Below are 20,356 nucleotides of genomic sequence, written 5' to 3'. Positions count from 1 at the left end.
ACATCTCCAACTACTCGATGAAGGCATCCGCTGGTAGTTTAAAGCGTTGTGTAAGCGCTTTGATATGATTAACCGTTAGTGCTCTGCGGCCATTTAAGATGTTGCTGACGTTCGATTTAGAACCAAGTTCGTTGGCAAGATCTGCTGCTTTGAGACCGTATTGATCCATGAGCGTTCGCAATACTGAAACGCCAGGGGGCGTTTTCTCCAGGTGTTGGTTGAGTGCTTTGAATTCCGGCGCATGTTTTTCGTATTCACTGATTCGGGCACAGAGCAATTCAAATAGTGGGTTTTCAAGATCGTCGTGGTCGACCAGAAACTCCACTAGCGCTAGTGCCCTGCGATACTCATTGTCATTTCGGTCTTCCCCCATCAGTGGGACGGTTTTTACCGCATCGCTGAAGGTATCAACGATCTTTTTTGCGCTGGTTGCATCCATCTGGCGATGAGTTCTCATTCTTTATTACCCCGATAGTATGCGGTCAGTTTGTCATATTCGGCATGGGAAACGATATGTTTCACAAATATCTTATGTAACCTGAAATCTATGTAGGAAATGAGTCTCAGGCTGTTACCAGAAACATCAATCACCCACCATTTATCTCTGTACTTAAAATTATCCAGTGAAGGAATATACCGCTTCATCTCTTCAGGCTGAGTGAATGTTTTTTTCTCCAGAACATTCAGCAACTCAGTGAGAGCAAGCTCATGGTTTGGATACATGAGCATCGCTTCATTGAACGGTTTTCGGCTGATAACATGCACAATGTAGTTCCATTACAAAGTTTTCAACCTGAAAACAATTTAGCGCAACGTTATCCAGTTTTCAAGTTGAAAACAAAATTGAATTTTAGGTCATTTTGCCTGTTGATGGACTTACAACACGCCAGGCCACATCTCGCATGGCGCTTCGTGCCGCCTGGCTCACGCCTCCGAGCTGGAAAAAGCCATGGATGACACCGAGATAGCGCTGGCAAGTACACGCCACGCCCTGGTCGTTCAGACGGTGATATAGCGCTTCGCCTTCATCACGCAGTGGGTCGAACTCTGCGGTGAGGATATGCACCGGCGGTAAACCGGCAAAATCTTCACGCCATATCGGACTGGCTTCAGGATGCAGTGGATCGGTTCGCGGCATATACATCTCGTAGCCTGAAAGCAGCGTATCGCGGGTGATGATGTAGTCTTGCCCGTTGCTGGCATAGCTGGGGAAACTGGCAGTAGCGTCAAGCATCGGGTAGATCAACAGCAGCTTCGCCGGAGACCAGTGGGCGGTGGATTTCAGGCGTAACGCGCTGACCAATGCCAGGTGCCCGCCTGCGCTGTCGCCAGCAAGCGTGATACGTTCACGATCGATGCCTAACTGCTCCGCGTATTGATAGACGATATTGGCCCCGCGTTCAGCGTCGTCATGAGCCGCAGGGAAGGTGTGTTCTGGCGCAAGACGATACTGAATGGCAATCACCTTACAGCCGCTTTTCCAGGCCAGTTGCCGTAGCTGGGGGTCATGAGTCAGAAAGCCGCCGCTAACAAAACAGCCGCCGTGATAGTAGAGGATACAGGGTAGAGAACCGGATGCGTTTGGCGGCGAAACGACGCGAAATGTCATCCCTTCCAGCACGATATCTTCCGAACTCACCCGAATTTCTTTCTCACCCGCCAGCGTTGTGCTGGCAATATAGCCCGCTCTCCGGTCATCAATATTCTGCTCTCGTGAAGAGGGACGGCCCGCGGCGATAAACCCAGCGACCAGTTCGGCAATTCCTTTTTCCAGTGGCATATAACGCTCCTTTGACTGTATGTATGTACAGTTTGTAACCTGGTTCGTTGGGGATGGAAAGTGGTGAAACGAGGGGATGATGATTCTGGATAGAGGTTCGCAAAAAATGGAATGCGGTTGGCGCTGGGTTTTTAATTTTTGTACTGTGAAACGATGATGCTATACGCCATTGACGTATAGATTATTTTCACTACTATAAGCCAATGGCGTATGGAATATGCAATTTATAGAAACGGAACTTTTTACTGAAGATGTTAAAAAACTGCTCGATGATGATGAATACCATAAGCTTCAGGTTTTTATGGCTCAGCATCCAGATTGTGGTGATGTCATTCAGGAAACGGGCGGCCTGAGAAAAATGCGCTGGGGATCGCGAGGCAAAGGAAAGCGTAGTGGCGTGCGAATTATCTATTTTCACCGTAGTCAACGGTATGAGATTCGCTTGCTTCTGATTTATCAAAAAGGCATTAAAGATGATCTCACGCCGCAGGAAAAAGCGGTGCTTCGTATGCTGAATGAGAGGTGGTAGATGGATAAAGTGTTATTTGAGCGATTAACTCAAAGTATGTCTCAAATGAATGAAATCATTGAAGGGACCCGTGAACCTTCTCGTACCTTTCATATTGATGCCATGAAGATTAAAGAAATACGGCAGGCATCTGGGTTGTCGCAATCTAAGTTTGCTGAACTGATTTCGGTCAACGTGGATACGCTGCGCAACTGGGAGCAAGGAAGACGTTCACCGACAGGGCCAGCCAAAGCGTTACTTCGCGCCATTGCCAACGACCCGAGAAACGTTATACAAGCATTGCGTTATTGAGCAATGATCCGGCTAACGTAGATTGCTAGCCGGTATACCAGAGAACTTATTCCCCTTCCCCCGGGAACAGGAACGGGTTGATGGAACTGCGGGCGAACCCTTCCTGCTCCATGCGCGCGTCCAGCACCAGCGAGGCGAGGTCGTCGGCCACGGCTTCCACTTTCGGGTCTTTTTCCTGATAGAGAATCTTCAGGTAAGTCCCGCAATCGCCGCAGCTTTCGGCTTTCACCGCAGCCTGCTCATTTTCCAGCGACCAGTAGTGTAAGTCGCGGCTCTGTTCGCAGTTACTGCATTTTACGCGCACGACATGCCATTCGGTTTCGCACAGGTTACAGTGCAGATAACGCAGCCCCTGCGTGGTGCCGATCTGCACCATGCTGGAGACCGGCATCGAACCGCACACCGGGCAATACTGGCGCGCTTCACCGTATTCCGCGCGGGCTTTGCCTGGAATCAAGCTGGCCATTTGCGCCCAGTAAAGGGAGAGCGCGGCCCAGATAAACGGGGCTTTATCGCTGCTGACGGAGGCAAAATCCGAGGCAAACAGCGCGCTGGCCATCTGCTCCAGCTCCTGCTCTGAGGCTTTCTCCAGGTTCTCAATCACCGCCAGCGCGGGGCCGCTCATCTCGGGTTTTAGCTCGGCAATCAACGAATGCAGCAGTTTTTGCCAGTGCTTATCACGCGGCAGCACGTGGATATCCAGCGGCGGCTTGCCCTGGTCGTTCGCTTCTTTAATGCGTGCGGTCAGATCCATCTCCAGCGGATGGTCGTACAGCACCACTTCCTGCGCGTGCGCGATAAGCGCGGCAAAGCGCAGGTAATCGCCCAGCGGGTTATTTTCAGCCAGCTCGCGTAAACGTTCGGCGCGGCGGTTGTAGACGTTTTTGAGTCGGGGGAACAATAACGGCGGAATCATATCCGCCGTACGTTTCTCGCTCGACCCCAGCTCATCTTGCGGGATTATGCGAATACTCATTCAGTTTCTTTTTCCGTTGTCTTGCGGACTTCTCGGTACCAGCGTGGGTGATGCTTCTTCGCCCACGACCGGGTTACCCAGCCTTCCACCATCGCGGTAATGGTGCCTTTCACCCAAAGGGCGGCGTAGATATGCACCATGATAACCACAATTAACGCTACTGCGGCAAAAGAATGCAACATTAACGCGAATCGGATCACCGGGATTGAGAAAGCAGGCGCAAAGTACGGACGCCAGATAATTACCCCGCTCACTAGCAGCAGCACCAGGAAGATAATCGCCGCCCAGAATACGCATTTCTGACCGAAGTTATAACGCCCGGTGTCACCCACTTCCTCGTTGACGACGATCTTACGAATATTCTTCGCCCAAAAGATATCATCCCGATTGATTAGATTGTGGTGCCAATAACGGAAAAACATGATGATGAACGAGGCAAACATAACCACGCCCACAAACGGGTGCAGAATTCGCGCCAGTTGTGGGGTGCCCAGGATATGCATCAACCAGTTGAAGGATGGGAATAAAAAGCCCAGCCCACTCACCGCCGCCAGCACGAAACAGAAGGCGACGATCCAGTGGTTGATGCGTTCCGGCGCCGTATAGCGCACGATGGTGTCACGTCGTTTCATTTGCGCACCTCGTCTTTCTCTTCATGCAGGTTGTCATCTTCCTCTTCCGCACGGTTCGGGCCGACGCCGACATAGTGGAAGACGCTGGCGGCAAAGGTCGCGGCAAAACCGAACGCGGCGAGCGGTTTCCAGACGCCTTTCCAGAACTTAACGGTTTCGCTGATTTCCGGGTTTTCCGGCAGACCGTGATACAGATTCGGCTTGTCGGCATGATGCAGCACGTACATGACATGCGTACCGCCTACGCCGGCCGGATCGTACAGCCCTGCATTGTCGTAACCACGGGTTTTCAGTTCGGCCACCCGCTCGCCCGCCAGCGTTTTCATATCCTCTTTCGAGCCAAAATGAATGGCGCCGGTTGGACAGGTCTTCACGCAGGCCGGTTCCTGGCCGACCACCACACGGTCAACGCACAGCGTACATTTATAGACGCGGTTGTCTTCCGGGTTGAGGCGCGGCACGTTGAACGGGCAGCCAGCGATACAGTAGCCGCAGCCGATACACTGCTCGGACTGGAAGTCGACAATACCGTTAGCGTACTGAATGATTGCCCCTTCCGCCGGACAGGCCTTCAGGCAGCCGGGATCGGCGCAGTGCATACAGCCATCCTTACGGATCAGCCATTCCAGTTTGTCGTTCTGTTCCACTTCCGAGAAGCGCATTACCGTCCAGGATTTCGCGGTCAAATCAGCCGGGTTGTCATACACCCCGACGTTATTGCCCACTTCATCACGGATGTCGTTCCACTCGGAGCACGCCACCTGACACGCTTTACAGCCGATACAGGTGGTGACGTCGATGAGTTTCGCCACCTCTTCCTGGTGGTCCCGCGCCTGGGGCGCGGGGGTGAAACCGTTAGTGGCGGAACGACGAATGATGTCTTGCGATTGATAAGCCATAGGTCGTCTCCGTTACACCTTTTCCACGTTCACAAGGAAGGATTTAAACTCCGGCGTTTGCGTGTTCGCATCACCGACGAAAGGCGTTAACGTATTGGCGATAAAGCCTTTTTTCGCCACGCCTTCGTAGCCCCAGTGAATAGGAATACCGATGGTATCGATATCCTTGCCGTCCGCTTTCAGCGTGCGAATACGCTTGGTCACCACCGCTTTGGCTTTGATATAGCCGCGGTTCGAGGAGACCTTCACGGTATCGCCATGCGCGATACCGAGCTTATTCGCCAGCTTCTCGCCAATTTCCACAAACTGTTCCGGCTGGGCGATAGCGTTAAGCAACGCGTGCTTGGTCCAGTAGTGGAAGTGCTCGGTCAGACGGTAAGTGGTTCCGACATACGGGAACTTATCCGCTTTACCCAGCGCGTCGGCATCGTCTTTAAAGATACGGGCGGCAGGGTTAGAGATAACGTTCGGGTGCAGCGGGTTAGTGCCCAGCGGCGTTTCAAACGGCTCGTAGTGTTCCGGGAACGGCCCTTCCGCCATCTTATCGATAGCAAACAGGCGGCCCATCCCTTCCGGCTGCATGATAAACGGTCCGACGTCGCTGCCGGGCGCGGCGGCGCTGTAGTCCGGAATATCCCATCCGGCCCATTTTCCGCCTTCCCATTTCAGTAGCTGACGTTTCGGGTCCCAGGGATTACCCTGCGGATCGGCGGAGGCGCGGTTATAGAGGATGCGGCGGTTGAGCGGCCACGCCCAGGCCCAGCCCAGCGTGTTGCCGAGACCAGACGGGTCGGCGTTATCACGACGCGCCATCATGTTGCCTTCCGGCGTCCAGCTACCGGCGAAAATCCAGCAGCCGCTGGACGTCGTACCGTCATCGCGCAGTTGCGCGAACGAACTGAGCTGTTGACCTTTCTTCACCACCACCGCGCCGGTTGCCGGGTCGATAAGATCGGCCAGCGCTTTACCATTACTTTCCATCGCCACTTCTTCAGAGGCAGGTTCGTATGGTTTGGTGTAGTTCCAGGTCATATTCAACACCTGTTCCGGGTTGGCGCCGCCCTGTTCAGAGTACATCTTACGCAGGCGTAAGAAGATACCGGCGAGGATTTCGCCGTCGGTCATGGCAATTCCCGGGGCGTCCGCGCCCTTCCAGTGCCACTGTAACCAGCGACCGGAGTTAACGATGGAACCATTTTCCTCGGCAAAACAGGTGGAAGGCAGACGGAACACTTCGGTCTGGATTTTTGCGGGATCAACGTCGTTCGACTCACCGTGGTTTTGCCAGAAGGTGGACGTTTCGGTGTTGAGCGGATCGATAGTCACCAGGTACTTCAGTTTGGAAAGCGATGCGACCACTTTGTTTTTGTTCGGGAATGAGGCCACCGGGTTAAAGCCCTGGCAGATATAGCCGTTGACCTTACCCTGTTTCATCATCTCGAAGTACTGCAGTACGTCGTAGCCTTTGTCCCACTTCGGTAGCCAGTCGAAGCCCCAGCTGTTTTCCGCTGTCGCTTTATCACCAAAGAAGGCCTTCATCATTGAGACGAAGAATTTCGGATAGTTACCCCAGTAGTTGACCTGATCCTTCAACAATGGCTTCGGCGTATTGGCAGCCAGATAGGTTTGCAGGTCGGTCTGTTTTTCGCTCGGCAGCGTCAGGTAGCCCGGCAGACTTTGCGACAGCAGTCCTAAGTCGGTCAGTCCCTGAATATTGGAGTGACCGCGCAGGGCGTTAACGCCGCCGCCCGCCATCCCCATGTTACCGAGCAGAAGCTGGATCATCGCCATAGTACGGATGTTCTGCGCGCCGATGGAATGCTGCGTCCAGCCCAGCGCGTACAGGAACGACGCGGTTTTATCTTTTGCGCTGGTTTCTGCAATGTACTCGCACACTTTCAGGAAGTCCGCTTTCGGCGTACCGCAGATATTTTCTACCACGTCCGGCGTATAGCGTGAGACATGCTGTTTCAACAGATTCCAGACACAGCGCGGGTGTTGCAGTGTCGTATCGCGTTTGGCAAAACCGTTTTCGTCCAGCTCATAGTGCCAACTGGTTTTATCGTACTGCCGCTTATCTGCGTCGTAGCCGGTGAACAGACCATCATCGAAGCCAAAATCTTCACGCACGATCAGGCTGGCATTGGTATAGGCCTCGGTGTATTCACGGTTGTATTTTTCGTTGGTCAGCAGATACAGCATCACGCCTGACAAGAAGGCAATGTCAGTACCAGAGCGTATTGGCGCATAGAAATCGGCCACCGACGCGGTACGCGTAAAGCGCGGATCGATCACAATCAGCTTCGCGCCGTTGTGAATTTTGGCTTCCATCGCCCAGCGGAACCCGACCGGGTGAGCTTCTGCGGCGTTACCGCCCATCACCACGACGAGGTTGGCGTTCTTGATGTCGACCCAGTGGTTGGTCATCGCACCGCGACCAAATGTTGGAGCAAGACTTGCTACCGTTGGTCCGTGTCAGACACGCGCCTGGTTGTCGACCGCGAGCATACCCAGCGCGCGGGAGAATTTTTGCGTTAAATAACCCGTCTCGTTACTGGATGCGGAAGCGCACAGCATCCCGGTGGTGAGCCAGCGGTTAACGGTAACGCCTTCGGCGTTCTGCGCCTGATAGTTGGTGTCGCGATCTTCCTTCATCAGTTTAGCGATGCGGTCAAACGCTTCTTCCCAACTGATCTGTTGCCACTTATCTGAACCCGGCGCGCGGTATTGCGGGAATTTCAGGCGGCTTTCAGAGTGGATAAAGTCCACCAGACCGGCCCCTTTTGGGCACAGCGCGCCACGGCTTACCGGATGATCCGGGTCCCCTTCGATATGGAAAATAGATGCTTTGGCGTTTTTCGCACCGTCGCCGAGGCTGTACATCAACAGCCCGCAGCCAACGGAACAGTAGGTGCAGGTGTTACGGGTTTCGCGGGTGCGCAGCAGTTTATATTGCCGTGTTTCCGCTAGCGCTACGCCGGGCGCGAAGCCCAGTGCCGCCGCCGTGGTGCCTGCCATACCGCCAGCGCAGATCTTAAAGAACTGCCTTCTGCTGACCTGCATGGTTTGCTCCTTGTTTCGACATTGTCACTTCTCTTTCACATTTCTCTATCCGAAACGCTCAGGGAGTGGTTGTTATTTTTCTTTGCGGACGGGCCCGCAAAGGTTCAGAATTGGATAAATTTTCCTCCATCCGGGAGGAGTTGTAACAGAATACCATAATGTTGGTGTGTGTGTTCTTATATGGTTAAAAGAAAGTGAACAATATACTGTCTGAAGAAGTCCTAAATGTGACTGATTTCACAACCTCACGCCAGTTGACTCTCTGGAAACGCGAGGATTTGCAGTCCCCCCAACTTGATGATGTTGCCGAGGAAGTGCCAGTGGCACTGGTGTATAACGGTATTTCGCATGTCGTTATGATGGCTTCTCCGAAAGATCTGACGCATTTCGCAATAGGGTTTTCTCTGTCGGAAGGGATCATTGACAGCCCGCGTGAAATCTATGGCATGGACGTTGTGCCGTCCTGTAACGGACTTGAAGTGCAGATTGATCTTTCCAGCCGTCGATTTATGGGGCTGAAAGCGCGTCGTCGCGCGCTGGCCGGACGTACCGGTTGCGGCGTATGTGGCGTGGAACAGCTCAATGACATCGGTAAGCCGGTGCAACCGCTGCCGTTTAGCCAAACGTTTAATCTCGGTAACCTTGATCGCGCGTTAAAACATCTGAATGATTTTCAACCGACGGGTAAGCTGACGGGTTGTACGCACGCTGCGGCGTGGGTCATGCCGTCGGGTGAACTGGCGGGGGGCCATGAAGATGTCGGACGCCACGTTGCGCTGGATAAACTGCTCGGCCGCCGCGCTACGGAAGGTGAGGAATGGCGGCAAGGCGCGGCGCTGGTTTCCAGTCGTGCGAGTTACGAAATGGTGCAGAAGTCGGCGATGTGCGGTGTGGAAATTTTGTTTGCGGTTTCTGCTGCTACCACGCTCGCGGTTGACGTCGCTGAACGGTGTAATCTTACGCTGGTGGGGTTCTGTAAGCCGGGTCGGGCGACGATTTATACCCATCCGCAGCGGTTAATCGCAGACTAAAATAGTACCCTCTACATTTGCGTAAAATATATATTTTCTCAATTTTACAGCCTCTCTTGATAACGGAATCACGTATAGTGGCGAGGCCATACAGGTTTTAATCGTTTTTATGCTGGGCCGCAGCTTATTCCAGCCATTAACGAGGCGCTTGCTACCCGGTAATACTTCGAACGAAAAAAGCGCCCCTGGGGCGCTCTTTCGACAGTCGCTAACGACTTATTTGCTCAGTTTAGCGGTTATATGCACGCGATTTGCAGCGTGAAAAGCTTAGAACTCACGCTCAAGATGATAGCCATTATAGGTATCGATGAGCTCGTTATAAGCTTTAACCACAGCCTCATAAGAACCATCTACCATATCGCCGCTGCCGCTATTGAGGTAGTCCTGCTCATGCGAGGTATACGCCACGTTATCGCGCACACGCCGAATGCGTTTTTTCACCTTGCCCTGGAATTTTTCCAGCTCAGAAATAAAGCCAGGGAAGCTACGATGTTTATCTATATCAACGTTGATCTTCTCGTTTAGCTTCTGAGTATGCTCTTCAAAATCAGCGAGCTGTTTGCTTACTGCCGCCACATCAAAAGAAGCATCAGCTACAGCGTCATTAAGCGTCTCGGCTTCCTGCATCGTCAAAAGCGTATAGTACTTAATGGATTTACCTTCTTTCTTCTCGGTCGCCTTAATTTCATTAGCCGCATGCTGCTTACTCATAATGGTAATCTCGGCGATATATTTTTTCGCAATGGGATCAAACTCATCGAACTGTTTTATAAACGTTTTATGGAACGCTTTAGCGCCAGCAAAGGCATCATCCTTGAAGTTATCTTGATCATAGTATTTATTCATACTATTGATTGTTTCAGCTAGTGGCCCAGCCGCATTAATAAATGCCAGAGCAGCACTATCCAGAGAGGCAAACGCTGGCTTTAATTCAGCCGCCGCCTTGATGTCTTTCCGGCAGTCCTGGATAAATGCAGGATATACAGGAACCAGCGGAGAGGGATCGTCTTCCTTACCGGTAGGACCGGTGCGGAAATCGTCGAATGTGTTAGCATAACGATTTACAGCACGGTAAATATCTGCCTGGAGATTATTATAACAATCAATGTAAACATTCAGCTTTTGGTTAAGAACATCGTTCGCATCTGCGCTTTCCGCTGATGTGGGTTGTGTATTGCTCGCTGATGAATCCGCACTCTGAGCTACAGGTTGTTCGTCCGCTTTTTTTTCATCACAAGCGCTTAGCCCGGCAGTCATCAGCATAGCGATAATAATTGATGATAACAAATCCTTTTTCATTAGAATAACCTATAAATAATATCATTGAAATTTACAGATTCATTTTAATGAAAAAAAACAGGTATGTGATTTATTCAACACAAAAAATACTTAATCCATATTTCATTATAATTAACATTATCAATATCAATGTATTCGTTAAAATAAGAGAACCCCAACGTAAATATACAAAAGGCAATTAAATGAAAAGGAATTTATTATCCTCAGCGATAATCATTGCGCTAATGACCCTGGGCGCAACAGGATGTGATGACAATAATGTTAAAACCGAGGCGACGCCGGCCGCCAGCAGTCAGCCTGCGACGCCAGCGCCTTCTCAGACGCCGGAAACGCAATCTGGCGAAAGTCCAGCGCAGCCCCCAGCAGCGAAGCCAGAAACGGCAACTCAGCCCCCGGCGGCGAAGCCAGAAACGCCAGCTCAGCCGGAGGTTGACGCTGAAGAAGTTTATAGTGAAAAAATGGATGTCTATATCGATTGTTTTAATAAACTTCAATTGCCCGTTCAGCGCAGTCTGGCGCGTTACGCGGATTGGGTGAAAGACTTTAAAAAAGGTCCGACAGGGAAAGAGAGCCTGGTTTATGGCATTTATGGTATTACGGAGTCTTACATAACGAATTGCCAGAAAGAGATGAAACAGGTGGCCGCCTTAACGCCATTACTTGAGCCTATTGATGGCGTTGCCGTTAGCTATATTGATAGCGCCGCCGCGCTGGGTAATACCATTAACGAAATGGAAAAATATTATACCCAGGAAAACTATAAAGATGATGCCTTTGCTAAAGGTAAGGCGCTGCATCAGACATTACTGAAGAATATCGAGGATTTTAAACCCGTCTCGGAAAAATATCATGAGGCTATTCAGGAAATAAATGACAGGCGGCAATTGACACAGTTGAAGAGAATAGAAGAAGCGGAAGGTAAAACATTTAACTATTATTCTCTGGCTGTCATGATTTCGGCAAAGCAGATCAACAAGGTTATTTCTGCCGATACCTTTGATGCCGAAGCGATGATGAAAAAAGTCGCGGAACTGGAAACAATGATTGCGCAATTGAAAGAAGTGAATACTGATGGCCGTAATTCTTCTTTCATCAGCTCTGCGGCTGATTATCAGCTACAAGCTAAAAAATATATTCGTCGCATCAGAGACAATGTTGAGTATTCTGATTTTGAAAAGAAACGGGTGCAGGACCCTGCAACAGGATGGATGGTTGCGGATTCTTATCCGGCGTCGTTGAGAAGTTATAATGAGATGGTGGATGATTATAACCGCCTGCGTTGAGTGACGGCACATTAACTGAGCGCAGGCTGGCGCAAGTGCCTATAAAATTACGCTATAACGCCAATAAAAAGCGCCGATCAGGCGCTTTTTTCGTTTATGTATTCCTCATCAGGCAATATCCGTAAAAATAGCTGACGTAAACATTAACTAAAGAGAGCTATTAGAAAAACCAGTAATCTGAAGCTATCACAAGATGTTGACGTCACGCTGGAAGGTACTGGTAGTGTCATTGAGGATCGGCATTTATATGGAAAGCATTTATCCCGCCTGATGCGAAAATTCTGAGTCACTTCAGCATAGGGCGGCCCAGCCTTCATCACTTATAGGGTGTCACGTCCAACTGTTCTGTAAGACGTTAATTAATACCCGCCATTCGTAATAACGCGGTCACCACCGCAGCGGCGATAATCACCACAATAAGCGGCATTTTACGCCAGGCTAAAAATACGGCGAAGCCAACCCCAAGAACGCGCGCCATTCCGGCAAAATGTTCGCCTTCGTAAAAGGTGGTCGCCAGCGCGACGGAGAATAGTAGCACCGTTGCCGCATCCGAGAGCAGCGCCTGTGAACGCTCAGACAGCGCCAGACGGCTGCCAAGTTTCGCGCCGCCGAGGCGCATCAAATAGGTTCCCGCAGATAAAAGAGCAATACCGATAATAAATAGCGTCATATTGCCCATTATTTTTTCCTCGCCAGTAGGCCAAGCAGCGAAAGCAACACCGGCAATCCGGCAGCCACAAAGGGAACGGCGGCAAGCGACAGCGCGGCGCCGCTGCAACCACGAATCAATGTGGTGCGGTTTTTAAACGCCGGGATCACCAGCGCCAGTAAGATTGCCGGGAATACGGCATCCAGACCGATGGTTTCTGGGGCCGGGAGCAGTTTGCCGACACCTGCGCCAATCAGTGTGCCAATCGGCCAGAATAGGGCGACGCCCAGACCGCATAGCCAGTAGGCGGCTTTACGTTGTTCGGGTGTTTTTTGCGACAGGCCGAACACCACGCTCTCATCATTCATGATATGGCAGCCGAAAAAGCTGGCGGCGCGGGTGCCAACCAAATCGCGCACCGTTACGCCAAACGGCACGTGGCGCGCATTCACCAGTAGTCCTGCCGCCGCCGCCGCTAACGGATTGCCGCCGCTGGCAACAATGCCGATAAACATAAATTCGGACGCGCCCGCCAGTACAAAAATAGAGAGGACAAACGGCACCCACAGTGGGAAACCGTAGGCCATCGCCAGTGAGCCATAGGACATGCCGACGACGCCCACGGCCAGGCACACTAAAAATATCGCTTTTATCGTGTCTCCCTTGAGACAGGAAAAATAGTGTTTCATCTTCTTTAGTCATATCGAACGAATTTTCATTATAATGAACGGAACAGATTTGCTTTACAAGACGAACATTTCGTTCGTTATAGTGAACGTTGGATGCTTTATGACACAACCTATTAGCGTCATTGCCAGAAGTCTGGTACGCGAACGCCAGCGAACCGGACTGTCGCTGGCGGAGATTGCGCGGCGCGCAGGCATCGCTAAATCTACGCTTTCACAACTGGAAGCAGGGAACGGCAACCCCAGCCTGGAGACGTTATGGTCGCTATGCGTCGCGCTCGACATTCCCTTTGCCAGGCTGCTGGAGCCGCAGGTACAAAAAACGCAGGTGATTCGCCGCGGAGAAGGCACCAAAGTGGTGGCGGAGCAGGCGCATTATCAGGCGATATTACTGGCGGCGTGTCCGCCCGGCGCGCGGCGTGATATCTATCTGCTGTTGACGCAGCCGGGGGCCGACCGGATCTCTCATCCGCATCCGCCGGGGTCGGTGGAACATATTATTGTTACGCAGGGAAAAGCCCTCGTCGGCTTAACCGAGGCGCCGGAAGAGCTGGTGGAGGGCGATTACATTTGTTATCCCGGCGACCTGGCGCATATCTTTAAAGCGCTGGAACCGGATACACAGGCTATCCTGGTAGCGGAGCAGAATTGAAATTGCCGGATGGCGGCGTAACCGCCTTATCCGGCCGACAAAAAATAAAACCGTAGGCCCGGTAAGCTTGCGCCACCGGGCACACGACTTACTACAGATAGAACACCTCTTTTAGCTCTGCGCTGACCGGGCTGTTATCCGGATTCGCGGGCATAACGTCACGCATATGTTTCCACCAACGCTGGCAAACGTCGGTGCTGGCAACGGCGTTCCAGCGCTCCTCGGATTCAATCTCAACGGTGGCGAACAGCAGATTGCGCTCCTGATCGAGATAAATCGCGTAGTGATGCGCGCCGTGAGATTTTAATACGGCTTCCAGCTCCGGCCAGATTGGGTTATGACGACGCTGATACTCCTCGTGCGCGTCGGCATTTACCTGCATCACAAAGGCTTTGCGGATCATAACGCCTCCAGGTACAGCTCGCGAACTTCATCGCGGCTGGCGGTGCGCGGGTTACACGGCGCGCACGGGTCGGCGAGGGCTTTATCCAGCCAGCCTTCGATATCTTCTTTTGTGACGCCCAGCTTGCTGAAACCTTCTGGAATGCCGACGCGTTTGCTCAGCGTACGGATAGCGTTAATCGCTTCCTGACTTGCGGCTTCGTCAGACATACCGCGCGTCTCCACGCTCATCGCCTGTGCGATGCGGGCAAAACGCGCGACGGCGTTCGGACGGTTAAAGTTCTCGACAATTGGCAGCAGGATAGCGTTGCAGACGCCGTGCGGCAGGTTGTGGGTTGCGCCCGGCTGGTGCGCCAGCGCGTGAACCAGCCCCAAACCGGCGCTGTTGAACGCCATACCCGCCAGGTACTGGCCGAATGCCATTTGCTCACGGGCTTCGAGGTTATGGCCATCGTCAACCGCTTTCGGTAGCCACACATTGATTAAGTGAATCGCTTCCAGCGCGTTAGCGTCGGTGAGCGGATGCGCGCCAACGGAGACATAGGCTTCCACCGCATGGGTCAGGGCATCCATGCCGGTTGCGGCGGTCACAGACGCCGGGATTTCCAGCATGACGCTGGCGTCATCCACGGCAATATCCGGGATGATATTCGGGTCGATGATCACCTCTTTGACCTTACGGGCAGAGTCGATAATCACCGCGTTGCTGGTCATCTCTGCCGCGGTACCTGCCGTAGTGTTAATCGCTACCAGCGGTACGCCGGCGTTTTTCACTTTGCCGACGCCGGAGTAGGCGGTAGATGGACCTGGGTTGGCGGTCAGAATTTTCACCGCTTTTGCGGTATCGATCGGGCTGCCGCCGCCGAAGGCGATAATGTAGTCACATTCTGCGCTCTGATACGCCGCAAAACCTTTCTGCACCAGCTCTTCTGTCGGGTTTGGGAACACCTCATCAAACAGGTGGTAAGACATTTGATGTTCATCCAGTGCGCTAAACAGGCTATCCAGCAGGCCCAACTTTACCAGTTGACCATCGGTAACGATCAGCGCTTTGCCCCATTGCTTATTCGCCACGAGGTTCACCATATCGGCAATCGCTCCAGCGCCATGCAGGCTAATTTTTGGCAGTGCCAACATAAAGCTCATCACTATTCTCCTTAAAAAAATTCCCTGTTGCCCGATGGCGCTACGCTTATCGGGCCTACGGTAAAATGCGCACCGACCTGTAGGCCGGATAAGGCAAAGCCGCATCCGGCGTTGAGTTGGGAGGTATCAGTACAGCTCTACGGCGCTGGCCAGCGGTGTCACGCCAAATCGTTTGCCGAGTGCGACCAGTTCTTCGCGCGTGATGGTCTGCTTCATACCGCCCATCGAATAGATTTTGACTAATACCTCAGCGGATTTCTCTGCGGTATCTATCAAACCGAAGGTTTCATCCAGCGTAGGTCCGCTTCCGAACACGCCGTGGAACGGCCACAGCACCAGCGAATGTTTCTGCATTTCTTGCGCGGTGGCCTGGCCGATTTCATCGGTGCCTGGCACCATCCACGGCAGAATGCCGACACCGTCCGGGAATACCACCAGACATTCGGTGCTGCCTTCCCACAGTTTGCGGGTGATCAGCGCAGTGTTGTTTTCCAGTACGTAGGTGAGGGCGATCAGGTTAGTCGCATGGCAATGCATAATGACGCGGTCTTTGCCGTGGGTGGCTTTGATGCGTTCGCAGTGGGAAAGGAAATGCGCCGGGAGTTCAGAGGTGGGTACCGCGTCGTGGGTTAAGCCCCACAGAATGTGGTAGCCTGCGCCGTCGCTGTCGATTTTGACCACGCCTAAATTGGCTGCCGGATCGAGCTGAACGTTGCGGAAGAATTTGCCGGAACCGGTAACGATAAACGGCGTATTCGCCAGCAGCGGCATGGGTTGACTTAGCGCGATATAGCGCGGTTTTTCGTGGAAATTAGCCGCAAAAGGCGCGATGTCGGCTTCATCCAGACGTAGCGTCAGGTTACCGCCATTACGTTCGTCCCACCCTTTCAGCCACGCATCAGACGTGGCTTTAATCATGCCCTGGACAAACCAGGAATCGGTAATATTTTGCATGTTCGTGTTCCCATTTATTGCCCGAAGGTTATTCGGGTCTTACGTAGGCCGGATAAGCGCAGCGCCATCCGGCAATCGTGTTTCATTTATTGCCGGATGGCGACGCGGGCGTCTTATCCGGCCTACAAATCAGGTGTCGCTGTCAGCTACGTTTGCTCAGGATCTCTTTTTCGTAGACGCGAACGCTGTCCAGCCACTGGCTGCCAGTCGGCGTATCGTGACGCTGGCAATACATTTCCCAGACGGCCTGCCACGGCAGAGATTTCTGCTCTTCCAGCAGCGCCAGACGCGCGGTGTAATCGCCGCTGGCCTCAAGCTGACGCAGTTGATCTGTGGGTTCCAGCAGAGCGCGCAGCAGCGCTTTTTTCATGTTGCGGGTACCGATAACCCACGCGGCGACACGGTTGATAGAGGCGTCGAAGAAATCCAGACCGATATGCACACGGTCGAACAGGTTATGACGGACGATCTCGCTGGCAATTGCCTGGGTTTCATCGTCCAGGAGCACCACGTGGTCGCTATCCCAGCGTACCGGGCGGCTGACGTGCAGCAGCAGCCGTGGCACATAGAGCATGGCGGCGGAAATTTTGTCGGAAATCACTTCAGTGGGATGGAAGTGGCCCGCATCCAGGCACAGCGCGGTCTGACGGCTGGTGGCGTAGCCCATGTAGAACTCATTGGAGCCGACGGTGTAGCTTTCCGCGCCGATGCCAAACAGTTTGCTCTCAACGGCGTCGATGTGGTGCGCCGGGTCGAATTTCTCGCTAATGACCTCATCCAGCGCTTCCAGCAGGCGCTGGCGCGGGGCTAAACGGTCGACGGTAATGTCTTTCATGCCGTCCGGGATCCAGATGTTCATCACCGACGGCGTACCGAGCTGCTCACCAAAGTATGCCGAGACGCGGCGGCTGGCCTTGCAGTGATCGATCCAGAACTGGCGAATTTTCGCGTCTGGATGAGAGAGGGTAAAACCGTCAGCGCTCAGTGGATGAGAAAAACAGGTGGGGTTGAAATCCAGCCCCAGCCGGTTCGCTTTCGCCCACTCCACCCAGTTTTTAAAATGCTCCGGTTTGATCTGGTCGCGGGCAACCGGCGTATCCGACTCAAGATAAATGGCGTGCAGGTTCAGCCGTTTTGGGCCTGGGATCAGACGCAGCGCCTGTTCCAGATCGGCGCGCAGTTCGGTGGCGTTACGCGCTTTGCCCGGATAGTTGCCGGTTGACTGAATTCCGCCCGTCAACGAACCTTCCGGGTTCTCGAATCCGGCAACATCGTCGCCCTGCCAGCAGTGCATGGAAACCGGCAGGCGATCGAGCTGGCGCAGCGCCTCCTCGACATCAATACCTACTGCGGCGAAACGTTGTTTTGCCAGTTCCCAGGCTTGTTCCAGTTGAGTGGTCATGCGCAAAGCTCCTTTGTCTGTCGTTTGGGTTGAAACTGCGCAACGTGGCGGGCAATTTCACTATCAGGATTAGGGATATAGGTTGTCAGGTCGTAGTTAGCGCTGACGACCTGACGGAAGTCATCGACGTTGTTTAATTCGTCGAGGGTCATAAGCTGAATACCAATATTGCCAAGGGTGGAGGCTTCAACCGGCCCGGCCATCACGCGAATACCACATGCATCGGCGCACAACTGGTTGAGTAGCGCGTTTTGGCATCCGCCGCCGACAATATGCAGTTGGGTAAATTTTTCGCCGCGCAGATTTGCCAGTTCGTGCAGAATGTCGGCATACAACAGCGCCAGACTGTCGAAAATGCAGCGCGCCAGTTCGGCATCGCTGACGGGAACGGGCTGGTCGGTCTCGCGACAGGCGGCCTGGATTTCAGCGCGCATATCGTCAGGATTGATAAAGCGATCGTCATTCGGGTTAATCAGGAAACGGCAGGCCGGCAGCGCTTCTGTTTGGGCAATAAGCGCAGGCAGATCGGTAATGCGCCGTTCTTTCAGCACGCGCTGGAGCAGCCACAAACCCATAATGTTTTTCAGTACCCGATAACGCCCTTCTGCGCCGCCTTCGTTGGTGATATTGGCAGCCAGCGCCTCGTCAGTGGTGTAGGGCATTTTGCTTTCAAAACCCATCAACGACCAGGTGCCTGAAGACAGGTAAGCGCTATGTTTATTTGCCAGCGGAGAGGCAATAACGGCGCTGGCGGTATCGTGGCTGGCGACGGCTACCACCGGAATACGGTTGCCCTGCGGGCAAATCCAGTCGCCGATAACATTGCCAGGGTGTGAGGGGCGACCGAACCAACTCTTTTTCGCGCCGGTCCACGCCAGCAGGGTATCGTCCCAGTCATCGGTATTGATATTGACCAACTGGGTGGTCGTGGCGTTGGTGTATTCCCAGTTCATTTCACCGGTCAGGCGGTAGCTGAAATAATCGGGCATCAGCAGCGCATGAGCGACCTGCGCCGTTAACTCAGGCTGTTGTTTCGTCAGCGCGCGTAGCTGATAGATGGTGTTAAACGGCAGAAACTGAATCCCGCTGCGGCGATAGATTTCGCTTTTGCCGATCTGGACCAGCGCTTGCGGCATGATGCCCGTGGTACGGTTATCGCGGTAGGAGACCGGCAGGCCGACACGCTGACCTTGTTTATCCAGCAGGACATAATCGACGCCCCAGGTGTCGATGCCGATGCTGTCGATAAGAATGCCTTCATTGCAGACTTTCTTCAGACCAAGACGGATATCCTTTTCCAGACTGTCGATGTCCCAGGTGTCAAACCCGTCTGTTTTTTGTAGGCAGTTCACAAAACGGTGAATTTCACGTAGCGTCAGGGTACGGTGTTTGCTGTCGTAACGCGCCAGCATCACGCGCCCGCTGGATGCGCCGAGATCAACCGCGACACAATGGCGAAAAGTCATAATCAGGTCCTTCTTAGAGTCATTGCGCACAGTCTAAAAAAGCCCTCAAAGACCTACCTTCTCGTTACTGACAGGAAAATGAGCCGCTGGCAACAAGGCAAAGATGAACGTGATAGCGTTCACAGTTTCTACTAATAGGCCGGTGTGATGTCGTCCGCATTTCCCGCTTTTTCCCGCCTTTTCTTGAAAAAAAGACCATGTTTGCGCGCTTTAGCGTCAAAAATTTAAGGTGAGGCCGATAACCCTTAATTACTATTCGGACATGTTGAATTCAGGAGGAAGCAACCATGACCGTACTGCATAGCGTGGATTTTTTTCCATCAGGTAAAGCGCCCGTGGCGATTGAACCTCGTCTGCCGCAAGCCGCTTTTCCTGAACATCATCATGATTTTCATGAAATCGTGATTGTGGAACACGGTACGGGCATTCATGTATTCAACGGGCAGCCGTATACCATCAGCGGCGGTACCGTGTGTTTTGTTCGCGATCACGACCGGCATTTATATGAACATACCGACAACCTATGCCTGACGAATGTACTGTGGCGTTCGCCGGACGCCTTCCAGTTCCTGGCGGGGTTGGATCAATTGCTGCCGCAGGAGCAGGATGGTTACTATCCTTCGCACTGGCGGGTGAATCAGAGTGTGTTGCAGCAGGTGCGCCAGTTGGTCGGTCTGATGGAGCGCGCCGGAGACGGCATGGATGCGCCTGCCGTGGCGAATCGCGAAATTTTGTTTATGCAACTACTAGTGTTGTTACGCCGCAGTAGCCTGATGGAAGGCGCGACCAATAACGACGCCAAACTCAACCAACTGATGGCATGGCTGGAAGACCATTTTGCGGAGGAGGTCTGCTGGGAGGCGGTAGCTGAACAGTTTTCGCTGTCGCTACGCACGCTGCATCGTCAGCTTAAACAGCATACCGGGCTGACGCCGCAACGTTATCTTAATCGCCTGCGTTTGATCAAAGCCCGGCATTTATTGCGCCATAGCGATCATAGCGTGACAGAAATCGCGTACCGCTGCGGTTTTGGCGACAGTAACCACTTTTCGACTCTGTTTCGCCGAGAATTTAACTGGTCGCCGCGGGATATCCGTCAGGGACGCGATGCGATAATCCAGTAACGCGAACGCTATCAACGTTTTCGTCGCCAATATGCTGATAATTATACCCTTTAATACCGGATGGCGGCTGCGCCTTACCTGGCCTACGGCGG

At 52.9% G+C, this 20,356-nt stretch carries 21 protein-coding genes; 6 read left to right on the top strand and 15 right to left on the bottom strand.

Annotation, left to right across the window (positions count from 1 at the left end; all coding sequences use genetic code 11):
• Positions 1 to 10 precede the first annotated feature (10 nt).
• From QEN32_RS21510 to QEN32_RS21500, 3 genes are all read right to left on the bottom strand, one after another.
• Positions 11 to 457, bottom strand: a complete 447-nt coding sequence (locus QEN32_RS21510) for a type II toxin-antitoxin system HigA family antitoxin (RefSeq protein ID WP_001259011.1) — start codon at positions 455 to 457, stop codon at positions 11 to 13.
• Entirely contained in the window at positions 454 to 765 is a 312-nt protein-coding gene (locus QEN32_RS21505; RefSeq protein ID WP_000558166.1) for a type II toxin-antitoxin system HigB family toxin, read from the bottom strand. Before QEN32_RS21505 ends, QEN32_RS21510 begins: the two co-directional genes overlap by 4 nt.
• Positions 766 to 850: 85 nt before the next feature.
• Entirely contained in the window at positions 851 to 1,780 is a 930-nt protein-coding gene (locus QEN32_RS21500) for an alpha/beta hydrolase (protein WP_265322369.1), read from the bottom strand.
• Between the two features lie 217 nt (positions 1,781 to 1,997).
• Between QEN32_RS21500 and QEN32_RS21495 the strand changes: the two genes are divergently transcribed.
• Both QEN32_RS21495 and QEN32_RS21490 read left to right on the top strand, forming a co-directional pair.
• Positions 1,998 to 2,309, top strand: coding sequence for a cytotoxic translational repressor of toxin-antitoxin stability system (locus QEN32_RS21495; RefSeq protein WP_001159632.1), 312 nt, complete (start codon positions 1,998 to 2,000; stop codon positions 2,307 to 2,309).
• Positions 2,310 to 2,600: a DNA-binding transcriptional regulator gene (locus QEN32_RS21490; protein ID WP_000362050.1), complete on the top strand. Its 291-nt coding sequence runs from the start codon at positions 2,310 to 2,312 to the stop codon at positions 2,598 to 2,600.
• A gap of 46 nt (positions 2,601 to 2,646) precedes the next feature.
• Here the strand turns inward: QEN32_RS21490 and fdhE are convergent, their stop codons facing one another.
• The 4 genes from fdhE to fdnG are packed head-to-tail and all read right to left on the bottom strand — an operon-like array spanning position 2,647 to position 8,170.
• Positions 2,647 to 3,576: a formate dehydrogenase accessory protein FdhE gene (gene fdhE / locus QEN32_RS21485; protein ID WP_000027730.1), complete on the bottom strand. Its 930-nt coding sequence runs from the start codon at positions 3,574 to 3,576 to the stop codon at positions 2,647 to 2,649.
• A complete protein-coding gene (gene fdoI / locus QEN32_RS21480) occupies positions 3,573 to 4,208 on the bottom strand; it encodes a formate dehydrogenase cytochrome b556 subunit (protein WP_000829025.1) in 636 nt (211 codons plus the stop codon). Before fdoI ends, fdhE begins: the two co-directional genes overlap by 4 nt.
• Positions 4,205 to 5,107, bottom strand: coding sequence for a formate dehydrogenase subunit beta (gene fdxH / locus QEN32_RS21475; RefSeq protein WP_000331364.1), 903 nt, complete (start codon positions 5,105 to 5,107; stop codon positions 4,205 to 4,207). Before fdxH ends, fdoI begins: the two co-directional genes overlap by 4 nt.
• 12 nt (positions 5,108 to 5,119) lie before the next feature.
• Positions 5,120 to 8,170, bottom strand: a complete 3,051-nt coding sequence (gene fdnG / locus QEN32_RS21470) for a formate dehydrogenase-N subunit alpha (RefSeq protein WP_265322368.1) — start codon at positions 8,168 to 8,170, stop codon at positions 5,120 to 5,122.
• 194 nt (positions 8,171 to 8,364) lie between these two features.
• Here fdnG and fdhD point away from each other — a divergent pair, with 194 nt between their 5' ends.
• Positions 8,365 to 9,201: a formate dehydrogenase accessory sulfurtransferase FdhD gene (fdhD, locus tag QEN32_RS21465; protein WP_001059739.1), complete on the top strand. Its 837-nt coding sequence runs from the start codon at positions 8,365 to 8,367 to the stop codon at positions 9,199 to 9,201.
• Between the two features lie 267 nt (positions 9,202 to 9,468).
• Here fdhD and QEN32_RS21460 read toward each other — a convergent pair whose 3' ends face one another.
• Positions 9,469 to 10,500 carry a YiiG family protein gene (locus QEN32_RS21460; protein WP_023216603.1) on the bottom strand — a complete coding sequence of 344 codons (1,032 nt, stop codon included), beginning with the start codon at positions 10,498 to 10,500 and terminating at the stop codon, positions 9,469 to 9,471.
• A gap of 182 nt (positions 10,501 to 10,682) precedes the next feature.
• Here QEN32_RS21460 and QEN32_RS21455 point away from each other — a divergent pair, with 182 nt between their 5' ends.
• Complete coding sequence (locus QEN32_RS21455; protein WP_000828048.1) at positions 10,683 to 11,783, top strand: YiiG family protein; 1,101 nt, start codon at positions 10,683 to 10,685, stop codon at positions 11,781 to 11,783.
• 355 nt (positions 11,784 to 12,138) lie between these two features.
• On the opposite strand, the gene QEN32_RS21450 is transcribed toward QEN32_RS21455, so the two are convergent.
• A complete protein-coding gene (locus QEN32_RS21450) occupies positions 12,139 to 12,462 on the bottom strand; it encodes an AzlD domain-containing protein (RefSeq protein WP_000527677.1) in 324 nt (107 codons plus the stop codon).
• Positions 12,462 to 13,121, bottom strand: coding sequence for an AzlC family ABC transporter permease (locus QEN32_RS21445; protein WP_000683586.1), 660 nt, complete (start codon positions 13,119 to 13,121; stop codon positions 12,462 to 12,464). The genes QEN32_RS21450 and QEN32_RS21445 overlap by 1 nt, the downstream gene beginning before the upstream one ends.
• A gap of 100 nt (positions 13,122 to 13,221) precedes the next feature.
• On the opposite strand from QEN32_RS21445, the gene QEN32_RS21440 reads away from it, so the two are divergent.
• Positions 13,222 to 13,770: an XRE family transcriptional regulator gene (locus tag QEN32_RS21440; RefSeq protein WP_265322367.1), complete on the top strand. Its 549-nt coding sequence runs from the start codon at positions 13,222 to 13,224 to the stop codon at positions 13,768 to 13,770.
• A gap of 91 nt (positions 13,771 to 13,861) precedes the next feature.
• On the opposite strand, the gene rhaM is transcribed toward QEN32_RS21440, so the two are convergent.
• The 5 genes from rhaM to rhaB form a co-directional block, all read right to left on the bottom strand.
• Positions 13,862 to 14,173, bottom strand: a complete 312-nt coding sequence (gene rhaM, locus QEN32_RS21435; protein WP_265322366.1) for an L-rhamnose mutarotase — start codon at positions 14,171 to 14,173, stop codon at positions 13,862 to 13,864.
• The gene (fucO, locus tag QEN32_RS21430; RefSeq protein ID WP_265322365.1) at positions 14,170 to 15,318 is read right to left on the bottom strand and encodes a lactaldehyde reductase; all 1,149 of its coding nucleotides are present in this window, start codon (positions 15,316 to 15,318) and stop codon (positions 14,170 to 14,172) included. The genes rhaM and fucO overlap by 4 nt, the downstream gene beginning before the upstream one ends.
• A gap of 126 nt (positions 15,319 to 15,444) precedes the next feature.
• Positions 15,445 to 16,272 carry a rhamnulose-1-phosphate aldolase gene (gene rhaD / locus QEN32_RS21425; protein WP_024798219.1) on the bottom strand — a complete coding sequence of 276 codons (828 nt, stop codon included), beginning with the start codon at positions 16,270 to 16,272 and terminating at the stop codon, positions 15,445 to 15,447.
• Between the two features lie 142 nt (positions 16,273 to 16,414).
• Entirely contained in the window at positions 16,415 to 17,674 is a 1,260-nt protein-coding gene (locus QEN32_RS21420; protein WP_023181426.1) for an L-rhamnose isomerase, read from the bottom strand.
• Positions 17,671 to 19,140 (bottom strand): rhamnulokinase, encoded by a 1,470-nt coding sequence (rhaB, locus tag QEN32_RS21415; RefSeq protein WP_000143965.1) that lies wholly within the window; start codon positions 19,138 to 19,140, stop codon positions 17,671 to 17,673. Before rhaB ends, QEN32_RS21420 begins: the two co-directional genes overlap by 4 nt.
• Before the next feature lie 287 nt (positions 19,141 to 19,427).
• On the opposite strand from rhaB, the gene rhaS reads away from it, so the two are divergent.
• Positions 19,428 to 20,264: an HTH-type transcriptional activator RhaS gene (gene rhaS / locus QEN32_RS21410; protein ID WP_000217112.1), complete on the top strand. Its 837-nt coding sequence runs from the start codon at positions 19,428 to 19,430 to the stop codon at positions 20,262 to 20,264.
• Positions 20,265 to 20,356 lie beyond the last annotated feature (92 nt).

It is taken from the genome of Salmonella sp. SA14318 (genome assembly GCF_029866905.1).
Taxonomy (GTDB): Bacteria; Pseudomonadota; Gammaproteobacteria; order Enterobacterales; family Enterobacteriaceae; genus Salmonella; species Salmonella enterica.
The sequence above is the reverse complement of the archived record's forward strand: the minus strand, read 5'-3'. Positions and strand labels throughout refer to the sequence as shown.